This is a genomic window from Amycolatopsis sp. w19, assembly GCF_051373225.1.
Lineage (GTDB): Bacteria > Actinomycetota > Actinomycetes > Mycobacteriales > Pseudonocardiaceae > Amycolatopsis > Amycolatopsis japonica.
In genome coordinates, this window is sequence record NZ_JBPQFM010000013.1 from 58,856 (window position 1) to 76,398 (window position 17,543).

At 68.6% G+C, this 17,543-nt stretch carries 13 protein-coding genes; 1 reads left to right on the forward strand and 12 read right to left on the reverse strand.

The genetic code is table 11. The features are described 5' to 3' along the window. Positions 1 to 17: 17 nt before the first annotated feature. The 11 genes from ACSMFO_RS24330 to ACSMFO_RS24380 form a co-directional block, all read right to left on the reverse strand. On the reverse strand, positions 18 to 614 hold the full coding sequence (locus tag ACSMFO_RS24330) for a hypothetical protein (protein ID WP_436460631.1): 597 nt from the start codon (positions 612 to 614) through the stop codon (positions 18 to 20). Beyond that, positions 611 to 1,114, reverse strand: coding sequence for a hypothetical protein (locus tag ACSMFO_RS24335; RefSeq protein ID WP_038509568.1), 504 nt, complete (start codon positions 1,112 to 1,114; stop codon positions 611 to 613). Before ACSMFO_RS24335 ends, ACSMFO_RS24330 begins: the two co-directional genes overlap by 4 nt. Further along, positions 1,099 to 2,292 carry an MCE family protein gene (locus ACSMFO_RS24340; RefSeq protein WP_038509570.1) on the reverse strand — a complete coding sequence of 398 codons (1,194 nt, stop codon included), beginning with the start codon at positions 2,290 to 2,292 and terminating at the stop codon, positions 1,099 to 1,101. Before ACSMFO_RS24340 ends, ACSMFO_RS24335 begins: the two co-directional genes overlap by 16 nt. Continuing rightward, entirely contained in the window at positions 2,292 to 3,347 is a 1,056-nt protein-coding gene (locus ACSMFO_RS24345) for an MCE family protein (protein ID WP_436460632.1), read from the reverse strand. The genes ACSMFO_RS24340 and ACSMFO_RS24345 overlap by 1 nt, the downstream gene beginning before the upstream one ends. Beyond that, the gene (locus ACSMFO_RS24350) at positions 3,347 to 4,339 is read right to left on the reverse strand and encodes an MCE family protein (protein ID WP_436460633.1); all 993 of its coding nucleotides are present in this window, start codon (positions 4,337 to 4,339) and stop codon (positions 3,347 to 3,349) included. Before ACSMFO_RS24350 ends, ACSMFO_RS24345 begins: the two co-directional genes overlap by 1 nt. Further along, positions 4,336 to 5,325: an MCE family protein gene (locus ACSMFO_RS24355; RefSeq protein ID WP_360083316.1), complete on the reverse strand. Its 990-nt coding sequence runs from the start codon at positions 5,323 to 5,325 to the stop codon at positions 4,336 to 4,338. The genes ACSMFO_RS24350 and ACSMFO_RS24355 overlap by 4 nt, the downstream gene beginning before the upstream one ends. Then, positions 5,322 to 6,329, reverse strand: a complete 1,008-nt coding sequence (locus ACSMFO_RS24360) for an MCE family protein (protein ID WP_037342114.1) — start codon at positions 6,327 to 6,329, stop codon at positions 5,322 to 5,324. The genes ACSMFO_RS24355 and ACSMFO_RS24360 overlap by 4 nt, the downstream gene beginning before the upstream one ends. Next, positions 6,326 to 7,591, reverse strand: a complete 1,266-nt coding sequence (locus ACSMFO_RS24365) for an MCE family protein (protein WP_436460634.1) — start codon at positions 7,589 to 7,591, stop codon at positions 6,326 to 6,328. The genes ACSMFO_RS24360 and ACSMFO_RS24365 overlap by 4 nt, the downstream gene beginning before the upstream one ends. Next, a complete protein-coding gene (locus ACSMFO_RS24370) occupies positions 7,588 to 8,451 on the reverse strand; it encodes an MlaE family ABC transporter permease (protein ID WP_034320451.1) in 864 nt (287 codons plus the stop codon). Before ACSMFO_RS24370 ends, ACSMFO_RS24365 begins: the two co-directional genes overlap by 4 nt. Next, positions 8,451 to 9,245: an MlaE family ABC transporter permease gene (locus ACSMFO_RS24375; RefSeq protein ID WP_016336400.1), complete on the reverse strand. Its 795-nt coding sequence runs from the start codon at positions 9,243 to 9,245 to the stop codon at positions 8,451 to 8,453. The genes ACSMFO_RS24370 and ACSMFO_RS24375 overlap by 1 nt, the downstream gene beginning before the upstream one ends. Before the next feature lie 724 nt (positions 9,246 to 9,969). Further along, positions 9,970 to 10,965 carry an LLM class flavin-dependent oxidoreductase gene (locus ACSMFO_RS24380; protein WP_350583433.1) on the reverse strand — a complete coding sequence of 332 codons (996 nt, stop codon included), beginning with the start codon at positions 10,963 to 10,965 and terminating at the stop codon, positions 9,970 to 9,972. Between the two features lie 164 nt (positions 10,966 to 11,129). On the opposite strand from ACSMFO_RS24380, the gene ACSMFO_RS24385 reads away from it, so the two are divergent. Next, positions 11,130 to 14,945 (forward strand): nSTAND1 domain-containing NTPase, encoded by a 3,816-nt coding sequence (locus tag ACSMFO_RS24385; RefSeq protein ID WP_436460635.1) that lies wholly within the window; start codon positions 11,130 to 11,132, stop codon positions 14,943 to 14,945. Between the two features lie 410 nt (positions 14,946 to 15,355). Here the strand turns inward: ACSMFO_RS24385 and ACSMFO_RS24390 are convergent, their stop codons facing one another. Then, positions 15,356 to 17,470 carry a HelD family protein gene (locus tag ACSMFO_RS24390; protein WP_436460636.1) on the reverse strand — a complete coding sequence of 705 codons (2,115 nt, stop codon included), beginning with the start codon at positions 17,468 to 17,470 and terminating at the stop codon, positions 15,356 to 15,358. Positions 17,471 to 17,543: the final 73 nt, after the last annotated feature.

The following is a 17,543-nucleotide window of genomic DNA, read 5'->3' on the forward strand; positions in this document are numbered from 1 at the left end:
CTGGTTTACAAAGCGGATCACCTGGGGATGAGGTCGGTGATGACCCAGTTTTCGCCTTCGCGTTCCGCGGTGATCGAAAGCTGCGCCGCGGCCGCCGTCGAAGAATTGTTGTCGGCCCGGACGGCCGCTTGATCGAGGAATACCAGCAGCCTCGCTTTACCGCCGCCGAGTTCCTGGACGGCGGATGAGGAGACCCGGGTGGTGAGGACCAGTTTCTGTGCCGGAGCCTTTTCCCTGACTTGGGTGAACAGCCGGTTGTAGGACTCCAGTGCCTTTCCTCTGAGCACCGCGGCGGCCGCCTTTTCGGTGACGTCGGTCCGGTCGTAGGAATAGGAGAAGATCTTGTCGAGCGCCACCGTCACCGCGGAGTTCACCTCGGCCGTCGCCCCGACGTCGGTGAGCGCGGTGTTGGCCGCCGACGGCGTCGCCGAGACCGACTTCGCCTCCAGCGTGAACCACACCCCGGCCGCCAGCAGCACGGCCGCCGCGACCAGCAGGATCAGTGGCAGGTCCGGCCGGCGGGACGGCTTCCCGGCGGCATCTTCGGCCGTGGTCTCGGGCTCGGTCTCCGCAGTGACATCGGCGTCGGGATCGGTGTCGGCCGTGGCGGTCATCGCGCACCCACCGGAAGCTGGTCGAGCGCGCTGAGCTTCCAGCCCTCGTCCGTCCTGGTCAGCCCGGCGGCGAAACGGTTGCGTTTCGTCGTCGGTGCCGCGCCTTCCTTCGCCATCGTGATCTCCACCGAAGCCAGCATCTTGGCCGTTCCCGCGTGGTCGTCGAGTTCGCTGATCGCCGCGTCGAGCACCTTGCCCGTCGAGACCGTCGCGTCCTTGGTGAGCGCCTGCCTCGTCGCGTCGTCGGTCTTGCCCAGCTGATCGCGCAGCGGACCGGTCGACGCGGCGAGCCAGTCGGCGATGCCCTGGTCGACCCGGTGATGATCGAGGCTCGTCAGCCGGGCGACGAGTTCGCGTCCGGATTTCAGCGCTTCGTCACGGGAGTTCCCGTAGGACACGGCTTCGGAAGCCGACGCGGTGAACCAGGTGTACCCGGCCCATCCCGCGAACGCGCAGGCCGCGGCGAACACCGCGATCGCGATCTTCAGTTTCGCAGCCACAACATCTCCTCGAGGCTGGTGGACGTCGGCTGGCCGTCGGCGCCGAAGCCGCCGGGGATCGCGGCGGGCGGCACCCCGCCCTTCGGCGCGTTCTGCGAGCCGCGGACCGAACTCGCGTTGCCCCTTTCGAGCGTGCACGCGGCACCCGTGTTGAACGGCAGTGCCGAGAGCTCCGCGCTGGTGCGGACCTTCGTGCCCTCGTAGCCCTTGGTGCACGGCATCGGGTCGAAGAAGGTCAGGACCAGCCCGATCTTCCCGGACTGCTCGTCGACGGCCGCGTCCACCGCGGACACCGCCTTCGGGGTGTTGATCAGCAGCTGCCGGAGGCCGTCGGTGCGCGCCGAGAACACGTGCGACGTGGTGAGCAGGTTCGCCAGCAGGATCGGCAGCCCCGGCTCGTTGTCGCGCAACAGCCCGGAAAGCTGCGTCGCCGCGTCGGGCGCCGTCGCGATCAGCCGCCGCAGGTCACCGTCCGAACGGGACAGTTGCTCGGCGAACTGCTTGGCGTTGCTGCTGAACTGCCGCCAGGCTTGCGACGAGTCGACCTGGGTCTTCAGCACGGTCGAGCCGTCGGTGATCAGCTTCTCCGTCTGCGGAAGATGATCCGACGCCTGTTTGGTGAAGTCGGTGGTGGAGTCCAGCAGCACCTGCAGGTTCGCGCCGGAGCCACGCAGGGCGTTGTCGAGTTCGTCGACCACGGTCCGCAGATCCTCGGTCGGCACGGACGCGGTCAGCGAGTCCAGATCGGTCAGCAGGTTCTGCACCGGCAGCGGAACGGTCGTCGCCTCGCGCGGGATGACCGAACCCTCGGCCAGGAACGGCCCGTCGCCGGTCCGGGGTTGCAGGTCGACGAACTGCTCGCCGACCGCGGACCGGTTCGCCACGACCGCCCGTGAGTTCGCGGGGATCGGCGGCGCGTCGTCGTCGATCAGCAGATCCGCCTCCATCCCGCCGTCGGTGAGCCGCAGTTCGCCGACGCGGCCGACGGCGACGCCCCGGTAGGTCACCTCGCCGTTGGTGAACAGGCCCCCGCCGTCGGTCAGCGCGAGTTTCACGGTGTACCCGCCCGCCCCGAAGAGCCTGCCGAGCCCCGCGTAGCTCGCCCCGACGAACGCCGTCGTCGCCAGGGCGAGGATGACGAACGCGATCACCTGGATCCGGACACGGGTGGTGAGCATCAGCTACCTCCGGAGGACGGCAGCGGCAGGGTCGGAAGTCCCGGCGGGACCCCTTCGCCAGGGGGAGGGAGTTCGACGCCCGGTGCGGGGATCATCGTGGCGTAGACGTTCAGGTAGTCGCCCTTGATCCCGTCGCGGACGGCGTCGGTGAACGGGAACGTCGGCAGGATCTCCAGCGACTTGGGCAGGCTCTCGCCGGCGTCGGCCAGCCGTTTCAGGATCGGCGCGAGCGCGGTGAGGTCCGCGACGAGATCGGCACGGCTCTTCTTGATCACGTCGACGCCGACCCCCGAGAGCCGGTCCAGCGACTGCAGCATCGAGACGAGCTGGGTGCGCTGATCGGAGAGGCTCTGAAGGCCGGGCGTGAGATCGGTGAGCGCGCCTTCGACCTGCTTCTTCCGATTCGCCAGCGTGGCCGAGAGCTGGTTCAGCCCATCGAGCGCCGAGGTGATCTCGGAGCGGTGGGAGTCCAGGTTGGACACCAGCTTCTCCACAGTGGACAGGAAGGACCGGATCTCCTCCTCGTTGCCGTCCATCACCTTCGACAGCTCGCGGTTGATGGTCTGCAACTGCCCGATCCCGCCGCCGTTGAGCAGCAGGGACAGCGCACCGAAGATCTCCTCGAACTCCGGGTTGCGGTTCGTGCTCGCGACGGGGATCACGCCGCCGTCGCCCAGCCTGCCCTCGGCCTTCGCCGCGCTCGGGGCGAGCTCGATGAACTTCTCGCCGAGCAGGCTGGACTGCCGCAGCCGCGCGATGGCGTTGGCGGGCAGGTGGACGTCGCCGTTGACCGCCAGGACGGTCTCGGCCGTCCAGCCGTCTTCGGCGAGCCTGATCGTCTCGACCCGGCCGACCGGGACGTCGCCGACCTTCACCGCAGCCTGCGGGACGAGGTCGAGCACGTCGGCGAACTGCACGGTCACCCGGTACGGATGGTCCCCGATGTCCGCGCCGCCGGGCAGCGGCAGGTCGTAGACACCCTTGAAATCCGACGAGCAGGCGGTGAGCGCGACACAGCACGCGGCGAGCGCGGCGATCGCCCGTTTCGTGGCCATCAACGCCCCCCGGTGTAGGTGTCGCCGGCGACGGGCAGCGGGAGCGGGGCGTATTCGAGCATGTTGCCGCGGCTCTGCAGCTTGCCGGTCTTCGGGTCGACGGCTTCGAGCACGTTCGTCACCGCCAGCGGGATCGTGTCGAGGGTCTCGGCCAGCGCGGCGCGTTTGTCGACCAGCGTCCCGGTCGTGACCGCGAGCTTGTCCACATTGGACTTGATCAGCGCGCGGTTCTCCTTGATGAACTGCTGGATCTCCGCGAGCGCACTGCCGAGGCCGTTGAGCGCGCGGGCGAGTTCGTCCTTGTTCGCGGCCAGTGTCCCGGTCACCGATGCGAGCTGCTTGTTGACCTCGCTGACGTTGCGGTCGTTGGTCGCCAGCATCGAGGTGAATCGCTGCAGCTCGTCGACCGTGGCGAACAGGTTCTGCGAGTTCCCGGACAGGGTCCTCGCGAGGTCGGCGAAGTTGCGCACCGACTCGTTGAACGGTTTGCCGTTGCCCTGCAGGTTCTTCGCGCCGGTGCGCAGCAGATCCGAAAGCGCGCCGCCGGCGTTCGCCCCCTTGGGGCCGAGCGCCTTGGCGAGCGTGTCGAGGCTGGAGTAGAGCTGGTCGAGTTCCACCGGGGTGCCGGTGCGCTCGACCGGGATCACCGCGCCGTCGTCCAGCCGGTTTCCCGCGCGGGTGAGCTTGGTGAACTGGACGTACCGGTCCGCCACCACGCTCGGCGCCACGACCAGGACGTTCGTGTCGGCGGCGATCGGTGTCGAGCCGTCTACGGTCAGCACGACCTTGACTCGCTCTCCTTCCGGGGCGACCGATTCCACCTGGCCGACCCGGACGCCGAGCACACGCACGTCCGATCCACTGTAGACACCGACCGCGCGCGAGAAGTACACGGTGACGCGGTCGAGCCCGCTGCCGGAGAAGATCCACCAGAGACCGCCGACGACGGCCAGCGCGAGCACGAGCGCGAGGGTGACGAATCTGCTGATCACCGGCGGCCTCCCGGGATCTTCGGGGTGCAGGGGTCCCGGTTCTCCGGGACGAGGCCGCACAGGTAGCCGTCCACCCAGCGCCCGTTGCCGAGCGAGTTGTTCACCACGCGGAAGTACGGCGCGGCGAGGTCGAGGCTCTTGGCGAGATTGTCGTTCTGCCGCTGCAGGATGTCGGTCACCTCTCCGAGCTGTCTGAGCGCTCCGCCGAGCTGGTCCTTGTTGTCCTTCACCAGTCCCGAAAGCTGCGTGGCGAGCTGCTGCGAGCCGGTCAGCAGGTCGTGGATCGCCTGACGGCGGCGGTCCAGTTCGGTCAACAGGAGATTGCCGTTCGAGAGGAGCTTGGCGAAGTCGTCGTTCGAGTTCGCGAGCGTGGTGGTGAGGCCGTGCGCGTTGGACAGCAGGCTGGCGAGCTCGCTGTCCCTGGAGGACACGGTCTTCGACAGCGACGTCAGCCCTTCGAGCGCCTTCTTGATGTGCTCGGGCGAGTTCTTGAACGTGTCGGACAGCGTCGTGAAGCTCTCCGCGAGCTGATCGGTGTCGATCGCGCCCGCGGTGTCGGCCAGCCCGTTGAAGGCCTCGGTGACGTCGTAGGGCGTCACGGTCCTGGTGCGCGGGATGATCTGCTTCGGGTTCTGCACCGTCTCGCCGGTCGGGCGCAGCGCGAGGAACTTCCGGCCCAGCAAGGTCTTGATCTTGATCTCGGCGGCGGTCTTGTCGCCGACCCAGGCGTCCTTGACCCGGAAGCTGACCACCACGTGGTCCTCGGCGAGCCGGACGTCGCTCACCTCGCCGACCTTGATCCCGGCGATGCGGACTTCGTCGTCCTGCTGCAGGCCCGCCGCTTCGGAGAATTCGGCCTGGTAGGTGGTCCCGGAGCCGATGATCGGGAGGTTCTCGTAGTTGAGCGTCGCGGTCAGCACCGCGGCCGCCACGGCACTGCCGACGAGACCGACGACGATCGGGTTCCGTTCCTTGAAGGGTTTCACGACGTGCACCTCTCCGCCGTCGCCGGGATCCCGCGGGGAGGCGTGACCTTGAGGACGGCCGAGCACAGGTAGAAGTTCATCCACGATCCGTAGGAGCTGATCCGCCCCAGTTCGTTCAGCTTGCCGGGGAGGACGGTGAGGAAGTTGTCGACCTCGGCCTTCGCCTCGTCGGTCGTCAGCTGACCGGAGAGCAGGCCGAGGCCTTCGATGCTGTCCTTGAGCGGTTTCCTGCCCTGCTCGAGCAGGCCGGCCGTGGCGGTGGTGAGTTCCGCGAGACCCGAGACGGCTTCCCCGATCTCGGTGCGGTCACCGGCGAGGCCGGTGACCAGCTCCTTCAGCGTGGAGACCAAAGTGGACAGCGCGTCGCCCTTGCCGTTGATGCTCTTCAGCACCGTGTCCAGGTTCGTGATCACCTCGCCGATCACCTTGTCGCGGCCGGCGAGCGTGGTGGTCAGCGAACCGGTGTGCGCCAGCAGGCTTTCCACCGTGCCGCCTTCACCCTGCAGCACCTGGACGATTTCGCCGGAGAGCTGGTTGACGTCCTTGGGCGAGAGGGCTTGGAACAGCGGTTTGAAGCCGTTGAACAGTTCCGTGAGATCCAGCGCGGGTGTCGTGCGCTCCAGCGGGATCTCCGCGCCGGGCTCCAGGAGTTCGCGCGTGCCCTTGCCGCGTTCGAGCGCGATGTAGCGCTGGCCGACCATGTTGCGGTACTTGATCACCGCGGTGACGTCGGCGGGCAGCCTGCGCTGGGAGTCGAGGGAGAACTCGACGCGGGCCAGGCTGTGGTCGGCGATCTCGAGCGCCTCGATCTGCCCGACCCGCACCCCGGAGATCCGGACGTCGTCGCCGACGTTCAGCGACGTCGCGTCGAGGAATTTGGCGCTGTAGTTCTTGGTGTCGCCGAGGCCGGTGTTCGTGATGGACACCGCCAGCAGCACCGTCGCCAGGGTCGTGACGACGACGAAGATCAGCCCCTTGATCAGGGGGCTCACGAAGTTCCTCATCGCAGGGTCACCTCCGTGCCGCGGTAGAGCGGGCCGACGAGCACGCTGCCCCAGGCAGGCACCTCGGCCGTCGGAACGCCCATGGACGGCGCGACCAGCGTGGAGATCAATTCCCGTTCCTGCGGCGAGTTCGGCAGCCCGAGGTCGCCCTGCACACCCGGCAGCGCGGCGGTCTTCTCACCGGTCGCCGCGATCCCCTGGCCCATCAGGCCGTTGGACGGATAACAGCGCGGCTCGCCGGTGGCGTCGTAGACCGGATCGTCCTTGCCCGGGACGTATTTGCCGCGAGGCTGGGTCACGACGATCTCCGCGTGCAGGCCGGGTTCGTCGGTTCCGGCGCCCAGCACCTTGTCCATCTGCGGTTTCAGCTTGGCGAGCGCGTCGAGCGTGCAGGCGAAACTGGGCGAGTACTTCGCGGCGACCTCCAGCGGAGCGCGGCTGTCGGCGGCGAGCGCGATGATGTTGGCGCGGTTGTTGGCGAGGAACGTCGTGACCTGCTGGGACGACGACGTCACCTGCTGGTACACCGACGCCAGCTCGGCCCGTTTCTCCTTGACCGTGTCGAGCGTGACGGCCGAGGCGCTCAGCGCGTCGAGCAGATCCGGCGCGATGTCGCCGTACAGCGTCGAAACCGTGGCGAGGTCGCGGATGTTGTCGTTCAGCGCCGGGAGGTTGGGGTTGAACTCCTTCAGATACGCGGCCGCGGTGGCGAGCGTGTCGCCGATCTGGTCGCCGCGGCCTTCGAGCGCGGTGGCGACCGTGGTCAGCGTCGTCGCGAGCTTCTGCGGCTGCACGGCCTTGAGCAGCGGCAACAGATTGTCGAAGACGCGTTCCAGCTCGATCGCGTTGGCCGAACGGTCCTGGGTGATCACGTCGCCCGAACTCAAGGGTTCGGCCTTCGCTCCGTCCGGAATGGACAGTTGCACATAGCGCTCGCCGAACAGCGTCTTCGGCACGAGCAACGCGGACACGTTCTTCGGCAGCTGGGAGACCTTCCCCGGCTCCATGGCCAGGTCGATCTCCGCGCCGCCCGGCGTGGCGCGGACGTCGCGGATCTCACCGACCACCACGCCGCGCGCCTTGACCTGCCCGCCGGTGCGCAACTGGTTGCCGACGCGGTCCGCCTGCAACGTCACCGGTACGGAGTCGACGAAATCCTTCCGGTAGATCTTGATCGACAGCAGCACGAGGGCGGACATCACCACGAGGAACAGCACCCCGGCCGTCCTGACCCCGGCTTTGCGCAGCCCGCGCCGGCTCATCCGGCCACCTGCACCGTCGTGGTCGCGCCCCAGATCGCGAGGCTGAGGAAGAAGTCGAGCACGCTGACCGCCACGATCGCGGTCCGCACGCCACGGCCGACCGCGACCCCGACGCCCGCCGGGCCGCCGCTCGCGCGGAAGCCGTAGTAGCAGTGGGCGAGCACGATCACGACGCTGAACACCAGCACCTTGCCGAACGACCAGAGCACGTCGCCCGGCGGCAGGAACAGCAGGAAGTAGTGGTCGTAGGTGCCCGCGGACTGGCCGTAGAACCAGACGGTGATCTGGCGCGACGCCAGATACGAGGTCAGCAGGCCGATCGCGTACAGCGGGATGACCGCGAGGAAACCCGCGATGATCCGGGTGGTCACCAGGTACGGGACGCTGGGGATGCCCATTACTTCGAGCGCGTCGATCTCCTCGGAGATGCGCATCGCGCCCAGCTGCGCGGTGAACCCGCAGCCGACGGTCGCCGACAAGGCGAGCCCGGCCACGAGCGGTGCGATCTCGCGGGTGTTGAAGTACGCGGAGACGAACCCGGCGAACGCCGACGTCCCGACCTGGTTGAGCGCCGAATAGCCCTGGAGCCCGACGACCGTGCCGGTGAACACGGTCATCCCGATCATCACGCCGATCGTGCCGCCGATGACCGCGAGCGCGCCGCTGCCGAAACTGACTTCGGCCAGCAGGCGCGTGATCTCCCGGAGATAGCGGCGCACCGCGCGCGGCACCCAGGCGAGTGCCTTGAGGAAGAAGAGGATCTGGTCGCCGAGTGTGTCCAGGAACCCGAACCGGCGATCGACGGCTTCGCGAACCCGCGTCGCACGGGTGCTTGTGGGGGGCGGTGTCGTCGTGACCATCAGCTGCCCTTCGCCGGGACGAGCTGCAGGTAAAGCGTCGTCAGCACGAGGTTCAACAGGAACAGGAGGAGGAACGTGATGACCACGGATTGGTTCACCGCGTCACCGACGCCTTTCGGGCCGCCTTTCGGATTGAGCCCGCGATAAGAGGCGACGATCGCCGCGACGAAACCGAAGATGACCGCTTTGATCTCGCTGATCCAGAGGTCCGGAAGCTGCGCGAGAGCGGAGAAACTGGCCAGATACGCACCCGGTGTCCCGTTCTGCATGATGACGTTGAAGAAATAACCACCGAGGACGCCGACCACGCTGACCATTCCGTTGAGGAATGCGGCGACCCCCATCGCGGCGAGCACTCGTGGCACGATCAGGCGCTGGATGGGAGAGACCCCGAGCACCTCCATCGCGTCGATCTCCTCGCGGATCGTGCGCGACCCGAGGTCCGCGCACATCGCCGAACCGCCCGCGCCCGCGATCAGCAACGCGGTCACGATCGGGCTGGCCTGCTGGATGATCGCCAGCACACTGGCCGCGCCGGTGAAGGATTGCGCGCCGATCTGCGCGGTCAGCGACCCGATGTGCAGTGCGATCACCGCGCCGAACGGGATCGCGACCAGCGCCGTCGGCAGGATCGACACACTCGCGATGAACCAGAACTGCTGGATCAGCTCGCGTGCCTGGAAGGGCCGCCGGAAGGTCAGGCGGACGACGTCGAGGCCGAGCGAATAGAGCCTTCCGGTCTCCCGGATCGCACCCGCGCCGGGGAATGAGGGTGCGCCAGTCCGGACGCCCACGCCGACCCTCCCGTTTTCCGGGCACGGCGAATACACCCCAGCTTGCGCAATTCCTTTGCTCCGAATGGCGGAACGGAATCGTTGAATAGGATCAACGGGGTGTTACCGTGCTGTTTGCTACTGGTCGGTACGCTAATCACGCGCCTGCCTGGTGACAAGAACTTCGGTGTGATCAAGACGTCACGTCCTGGTAACCGGTGAATTCTTGTCTTTTTCTGACAAAGGCGGGCGGGGATCTTGTCGGTTCTTTCGTGTTCGGTGGGGCGTTGGTCCGTTCGGGGCGCGGGCTCGCTTGGCGCCAAGTCCGTGAAGGACTCCTTGAGGGACCCCGTTGGTGAGGGAGGGGGGCAGTGAAGCTGATGCCGGCTGTCGTCTTGGGCGAGTGGGGAAGATTCCGGCCGTCCAACGTCCGGGATCTTCCCCGCTCGGTCGTCCGCCCATCGTCATCCCTCGACGACAACCGGACTCTCGCTCCGGAACGGGGACCCGGCCCGCCGGTATCGGCACTGAAGCCGGTCGGTCACGTGTCATGAAAGGGTCGTTCAGGACATCTTTCGTCCTGAACGACCCTTTCATGACACGCGCCGCGGTGCTGCCACGCGCGCAACACAGCCTCCGGCTCTGCACCACCCCGGATGCCATGAAAGGTCCTTTCCTTGCAAATTTTGCAAGGAAAGGACCTTTCATGGCACCTGCGCCTGCGGGCAGGCGAGACCGCCCGGCGTCAGCGCGCCAGTTCGGAGACCAGTTCGTACGACCGCACCCGATCAGCCTGGTCGTGCACCATCGTCGTGATCATCAGCTCGTCGGCACCCGTATCCGCCAGCAAGGTCTCCAGTCCCTTGTGGACCGTCTCAGGCGAACCGATGACACTGCTCGAAGCCCGGTCCTCGATGAACACGCGCTCGATGTCGGTGTACGGGTACGCCGCCGCCTCTTCCGGCGTCGGCAGCGGGATCGGACGGCCCTTGCGCAGGCTGAGGAACGTCAGGCCGCTCGGGGCGGCGAGATACTGGGCGCGCTCGTCGGTTTCGGCGGCGACCACGGAGACGCCGAGCATCACGTACGGCTCGTCGAGGACGTCCGACGGTTTGAACGCGTCGCGGTAGAGCGCCACGGCGGGCAGCGTGTTCTCGGCGCTGAAGTGGTGCGCGAACGAGAACGGCAGGCCCAGTTCGCCCGCCATCCGCGCGCTGAAGCCGCTCGATCCGAGCAGCCACACCGGCGGCTTGTTGCCCTCGGCGGTCACGGCGTTGACGGCGCGCTGGTCGGAGTGCTCGAAGTAGGCCAGCAGTTCCGCGAACTGCTGGGGGAAGTTCTCCGCGCTGAGCCCGCCGGGCCCGCGCAGCGCGAGCGCGGTCCGCTGGTCGGTGCCCGGGGCGCGCCCGATGCCGAGGTCGATCCGCCCGGGGTGGAACGCCTCCAGGGTGCCGAACTGCTCGGCCACCACCAGCGGCGCGTGGTTCGGCAGCATGACCCCGCCGGAGCCGACCCGGATGCGTTCGGTGGCGGCCGCGACCTGGCCGATCATCACGGCGGTCGCCGAACTCGCGATACCGGGCATGTTGTGGTGCTCGGCGAGCCAGTACCGGTGATAGCCGAGGGCCTCGGTCCGGCGGGCGAGGTCGAGGGTGTTGCGCAGCGAATCCGCCACACCGCCTCCGGCCACGACGGGTGAGAGGTCGAGCACGGACAGCGGGATGTCAGGCAAAGAGGTCACGCCCCGGTACAACGCGCCGGGACCTCGATCCCTTCCCGTGTCTGTCAATCGATCGAAATTAACCACCTCGATGTACCCGGTACTCGGCGGGGTTCCCCCGTTTCCACGGTACGGTTGCCCCCGAATGCGAGGGTGGGAAAACCACTGAAAAGAAAGGATTGAGGGTGCCGCGTCCGGAGCGACCTTTGGACCCCGGGGACGATCCGTTGCTGGAGTTCGCCGCCGATCTCCGGCGTCTGCGGGAGAAGGCCGGAAATCCGACGTACCGCGAGCTGGGCAGGCGTGCCCACTACTCTGCGGGAACCCTCTCCGAGGCCGCCGGCGGGAAGAAGATGCCCAGCTTGGCGGTGACGTTGGCCTATGTCCGGGCGTGCGACGGCCCCGAGGAGGAGTGGGAGGCCCGGTGGCACGACGTGACCGATCGTACGCGTGCCGGAGTCCGCGATTCACCGGTTGCCCCGCCGAATGGGGAATCGGCACCTTATATCGGCCTGACCGCATTCGGACCGGACGACGCGAGCCGATTCTTCGGTCGCGAACGACTTGTCGGAAAACTCGTCACGAGGCTTTCGGATCAACGATTCTTGGCGGTTCTGGGGGCGTCCGGTTCAGGTAAGTCGTCGTTGCTCCGGGCGGGCCTGCTCCCCGCCCTCGCCGAGACCTCCGTGACGATGCTGATGAGCCCGGGGTCGCGGCCGCTGCAGGAGTGCGCCGTCCAGTTCGGCGCCGCGCTCGGGCTCGCGCCGGGCGGGCTGCTCACCGAACTCACCGAGCATCCGCGCAACCTCGGCCTGGCCGCCCGTCAGCTGGTCGCCGACCGCGAGGGTGACGTCGTGCTGGTCGTCGACCAGTTCGAAGAGGTCTTCACGCTCTGCCAGGACGCCGACGAGCGGGCCGCCTTCCTGTCGGCGCTCGTCACCGCGACGACGGAGCCGGAGAGCCGGACGAGGGTCGTCCTCGGCATCCGCACCGATTTCTACACGCACTGCGCGCGGCATCCCGAGCTGGTCGAGGCCATGCAGGACGCGCAGATCCTCGTCGGCCCGATGAGCACCGAGGAGCTGCGACAGGCCATCTCGCGGCCGGCGATCGACGCCGGGTACCGCGTCGAGAACGCGCTGGTCTCGCGGCTCGTCGCCGACGCGACCGGGCAGCCCGGCGTGCTGCCGCTGCTTTCGCACGCCCTGCTGGAGACCTGGCGCCGCCGTCACGGCAACACCCTCACGCTCACCGGCTACGAGTCCACCGGTGGGATCGAACGGTCGGTCGCCCAGACCTCCGAGCACACGTTCACCGCGCTGAGCGAACACCAGCAGCGGCTGGCGAACCAGATCTTCCTGCGGATGACCGCGCTCGGCGAAGGCACCGAAGACACCAAACGCCGCATCACCCGCGAAGAGGTGGACGCCGACGACCCGGACGTCGCCGTCGTGCTGGACAGGCTGGCGTCTTCGCGGCTGGTCACCCTTGACGACAACGGCATCGAGATCGCGCACGAGGCGCTGATCCGGGGCTGGCCGCGCCTGCGCGAATGGCTCGCCGAGGATCGCGAGGGCCTGCGCGTGCACCGCCAGCTCACCGAGGCGACCGACGCGTGGGAATCGGTCGGCCGCGACGACGGCTGGCTCTACCGCGGCGCGCGGCTGTCCATCGCCAGGGATTGGGCGGGGGAGCACGAGACCGCGCTTTCCCAGCGTGAACGCCGGTTCCTCGAGGCGAGCGCGGCGATCGAGAACCACGAGCAGGCCGTCGCTCGGCGCCGCACCCGGCGACTGCGCCAGCTGGTCGCGCTCCTGGCAGTCCTGCTGGTGCTGGCGACGGCCGCGATGGTGTACGCCGTCCGGGCCGAGCAGACCGCGACCGCCCAGCGCAACAGCGCGCTCGCGCAGAAGGTGGCCGGGCAGGCCATCGAGATGCGGACGACGAACCCGGCGCTGGCCGCGCAGCTCGCGCTGGCGGCGTACCGCGTCGATCCGAGCGTCGACACCCGCGGCAGCGTGCTCGGGATGTTCGAGTCGCCGTACTCGACCCGCGTCCGGGGGCACGGCCACCGCGTCAACGCGACCGCCCTGCGCGGCGACGGCCAGGTGATGGTGACCGGCAGCTGGGACCAGACGGCCAAGCTGTGGGACATCAAGGATCCCCACCGCCCGAGCGAGCTGGCCACGCTGACCGGGCACACCGGCAACGTCAACTCGGTGTCCTTCAGCGCAGACGGCGGCGCGGTCGCGACGGCGGGCTGGGACAAGACCGCGCGGGTGTGGAATGTCGCCGATCCGGCGAAACCCGGGCCGGGCGTGCTGGTCGGGGAGCATCCGGGCCGGGTCAACGCGGTGGCGTTCAGCCCGAAGGCGGCGGTGCTCGCCACCGCGGACGGCGAGGGCACGGTGCGCCTGTTCGACGTCCGCGACCTGGCGAAACCGGTGCTGACGGCCACGCTCACCGGGCACACCGGCAACGTCAATGGGCTCGCCTACGCCCCCGACGGGCGGACACTCGTCTCGACCGGCGCCGACAAGACCGCGCGGCTGTGGGACGTCGCCGATCCGCTCAAGGCCAAACCGCTCGGAGTGGTGAACGGGCACACTGCCGGTGTCCACTCCGCGGCGTTCAGCCCGGATGGGCGGACGCTGGCCACCGCGAGCATCGACCAGACCGCGCGCCTGTGGTCCATCGCCGACCCCATGGCGCCGTCACCGCTGGGGACGATGACCGCGCACAAGTCCATCGTGCGGTCCGTGGCGTTCAGCCCCGACGGGACTACGCTGGTCACGACCGGTTTCGACCGCGCCGCGCGGCTGTGGGACATCACCGATCCGGCGAAGCCGCGCGAGAAACCGGCGCTCGTCGGGCATACCGCGGCCGTGGTCTGGGCCGTGTTCTCCCCGGACGGCCGCACGCTCGTGACCGCGAGCGACGACCAGACGGTGCGGATGTGGGATCTGCCGGGGCCCGCGATCAGCGGCCCGGCGAGGTCGGCCTGCCGGGCGGTGTTCAGCGCCGACGGGGAGCTGCTGGCCACCGGCAGCCAGGACGGCGTGGTGCGCCTGGTCGACGTGTCCGACACGCGGAACCCGCGTGAGCTGGGCAAGATCACGGGCTTCGGCCAGGGCGTCTGCGGTCTCGCGTTCAGCCCGGACGGCCGCGCGCTCGCCGCCGGCTCCTGGGACCACACGATGCGGCTGATCGACGTCACCGATCCGCGCAAGCCGGTCGACGCGGGCGTCTTCTACCGTCCGGCGGACGAGATCGACCCCGTCGCGTTCAGCCCGGACGGCCGGACGCTCGCGACCGCGGGTTCCGGGCACACGATGAAGCTGTGGGACGTCGCCGACATCCGGCGGCCCGTCGAACTCGCGACCCTCACCGGGCACGAGGACGACGTCCATTCGCTCACGTTCAGCCCGGACGGCCGCACCCTGCTCAGCGGCGGGTGGGATCACACCGCGCGGCTGTGGGACGTCTCGATGCCGAAGGCGCCGAAGCAGCTTTCGGTACTGAAAGGACACTCCGACACCGTGTTCTCGGTGGCCTACAGCCCGGACGGGAAACTCGCCGCCACCGGAAGCGCCGACCGCACGGCCCGGCTCTGGGACGTGACGGATCCGGCGGCTCCCCGGGAGGCCGCACTGCTGGCGGGGCACACCGACAACGTCATCTCGGTCGCGTTCAGCGGCGACAGGAAGACCTTCTCGACCGGCAGCTACGACCGGTCCGTGCGACTATGGGATGTCTCCGATCCGGGATCCGTCCGCGAATCGGCGAACCTGAGCGACGACGTCGACCGGGTCAACGCCGTGGCGTTCGCCCCCGATGGGCACACGCTCGCGGGCTCGGTCGCGGACGGCAGCGTGCGGTTGTGGGAGACCAGCCCCGAGCGGGCGGCCGAACGCATCTGCGCGACGGTGTACCCGCGGATCACGGCGGGCGAGTGGGAACAACACCTGCCGGGGCTCGATTACCAGCCCCCGTGCCCGTGACCACGGCCGATTCGTTGTTCGGCGTTGTTGTTCGGTGAAACCGGCGTGACACCGAACAACGAAGAGGCGCTAGAAATACCCCTGGACGTGCGATGCGTCCCCACATCGTTCACTCACCGGGGGTCTGAAGGGCTCCTTCAGGGCATCCACCAGTGTCCTGAAGGAGCCCTTCAGCTTTTTCGCACGCGTTTCGTCCTCTGGATGCGGTAGTTGCACGCGCAAGCACCGCGAGTCGCGCGCTCAATCACGCGTGTCGTCCATCTGATCACGTGTGTCGTCCGTCCAAACACGCGCGTCGTCTGTCGAGACACGCCGAACTCACGTGACCGAACTCCGCACTCGCGTGATCGGGGGCGTAACTCACGTGATTGGGAGGCGAACTCACGTGATCGAATGGACGACACGCGTGATCAGGCGGCCGGGATCCAGTCGGGGTTGGACGCCAGGACGGTCAGCTGCTGGGTCGCGCGGGTCAGCGCGACGTACAGCACCCGGCGGCCGGTGGTCGACTCGGTGATGAGGTCGTTCGGCTCCACCAGTACGACGGCGTCGTACTCGAGACCCTTGGAGTCGAGGCTGCCGACGACCTTGAGCCGCTCGTCCGAAAGCCCTTCGAGCCAGCCCTCGACCTCGGGCACCCGGTCCATGGCGGTGATCACGCCGACGGTGCCTTCGACGGCCCCCATCAGTTCCTTCACCGCGGCCTGCGTCGCCGCCTCCAGCCCGGCAGCCTCGACCGGCCGGACCTCCGGCGTGATGCCGGTCTGCCGCACCGCGCGCGGAAGCTCGTCGGCCTCCGCGTGCCCGGCGACGACCTTCGCGGCCAGATCGAAGATCTCCGCCGAGTTCCGGTAGTTGGTGCGCAGGGTGAACCGGCGCCGGGTCGTCTTGAGCCCGAACGCCTGGTCCCGCGCCATCGCGGCCTCGGCCGGATCCGGCCACGAACTCTGCACCGGGTCGCCGACCACGGTCCAGCTCGCGTACTTCCCGCGTCGCCCGACCATCCGCCACTGCATCGGCGAGAGGTCCTGCGACTCGTCGACGACCACGTGCGAGTACTCGTCGTAGTGCTCGGGCCGGGTCGGGGCGCCACCGCGCTCCGGGTTGACCTCGATGCTCTGGCGGGCCCGGCGGCTCTTCGGCGGCGTGCCGATGAGGACGCGAAGCTCGTCGAGGAGCGCGACGTCCGCGATGGTCCAGCCGCGCGAGCGGTCGGCGAAGTCGGCCGCGAGCATGCTGATCTCGTTGCGGTTGAGCAGGCCCTTCGCCGCGGAGGCGAGCCGCTTCTCGGTGCCGAGCCACCGCAGGATCTGCGCCGGGTACAGGATCGGCCACCAGACCACCAGGAACCGGTGGAACTCGATGCGCTCGCCGAGCTCGGTGATCAGCTCGGCCTTGTCGATCTGACGGCCGTCGTCCTTCGCGTGCTGCTCGGCCTTCGCGGCGAGCGCGTCGAGCAGCAGTTCGGCGGCGCGGATCCGCGACCGGTTCGGCGGCCCGCCCGCGGTGTGCACCTTGCGGCGCACCTTGTCGAGCTCGCGCGCGTTGAGCCGCAGCACCTCGCCGCGGTACACGATCTTCATGTCCTCGGGCGCGTCTTCCGGCGTGTCACGCAGCGCGCGCAGCAGGATCTTCCGCATCCGCAGCGAACCCTTGATCGCCGCCAGGGGAGCCGGGTCCTGCCGGGTCGCTTCGAGGCCGTCGAGGACCTCGCCGAGCGCGCGCAGTTCGACGTTCGTCTCACCCATCGACGGCAGCACCCGCGAGATGTAGCTGGTGAACACCCCGGACGGGCCGATCACCAGCACGCCCGCGCCGCCGAGCTGACGGCGGTGGCGGTAGAGCAGGTACGCCGCGCGGTGCAGCGCGACCGCGGTCTTGCCGGTGCCGGGGCCGCCGGTGATCTCGGTGACACCGCGCCACGGCGCGCGGATGACCTCGTCCTGTTCCTTCTGGATGGTCGCGACGATGTCCCGCATCTTCTCGCCGCGCGACCGGCCGAGCGCGGCCATCAGCGCGCCTTCGCCGACGATCTGCATGTTCTCGGGGACCGCGTCGGCGATCAGGACGTCGTCGTCGACGTCGAGCACGTTCTGGCCCGAGCACCGGATCACCCGGCGCCGGACGACGTCCATCGGCTCCTCGGCCGTCGCCTGGTAGAACGCCGCGGCCGCGGGTGCGCGCCAGTCGGTGACGAGGTTGTCGAACTCGGCGTCGCGGATGCCGAGACGGCCGACGTAGATGTGGTCGTTGTCGAGGTGGTCGAGCCTGCCGAAGACCAGGCCCTCGTACTCCGCGTCGAGGGTCTGGAGGGTCTGATTGGCGTGGTACACCATCATGTCCCGCTCGAACAGCATGGACGCCTGCTCGAAAATGGCTTCCCGCCCGGCGCCATGGCCGATCTCGTAGCCCTTGGTACGCATGGCCTCAGCCTGGGCTCGCAGTTCGGCGAGCCGGGTGTAGACGGTGTCCACATGGGCTTGCTCGATGGCGATCTCGGCCCGTCTGACCCGAGGTTCGGACACGCAACGCTCCTAAACGCTTCTATCGCCTCCGAGGGCGAAGGACGACTCTACGCGAGCTGGACGGAGGCTTCAC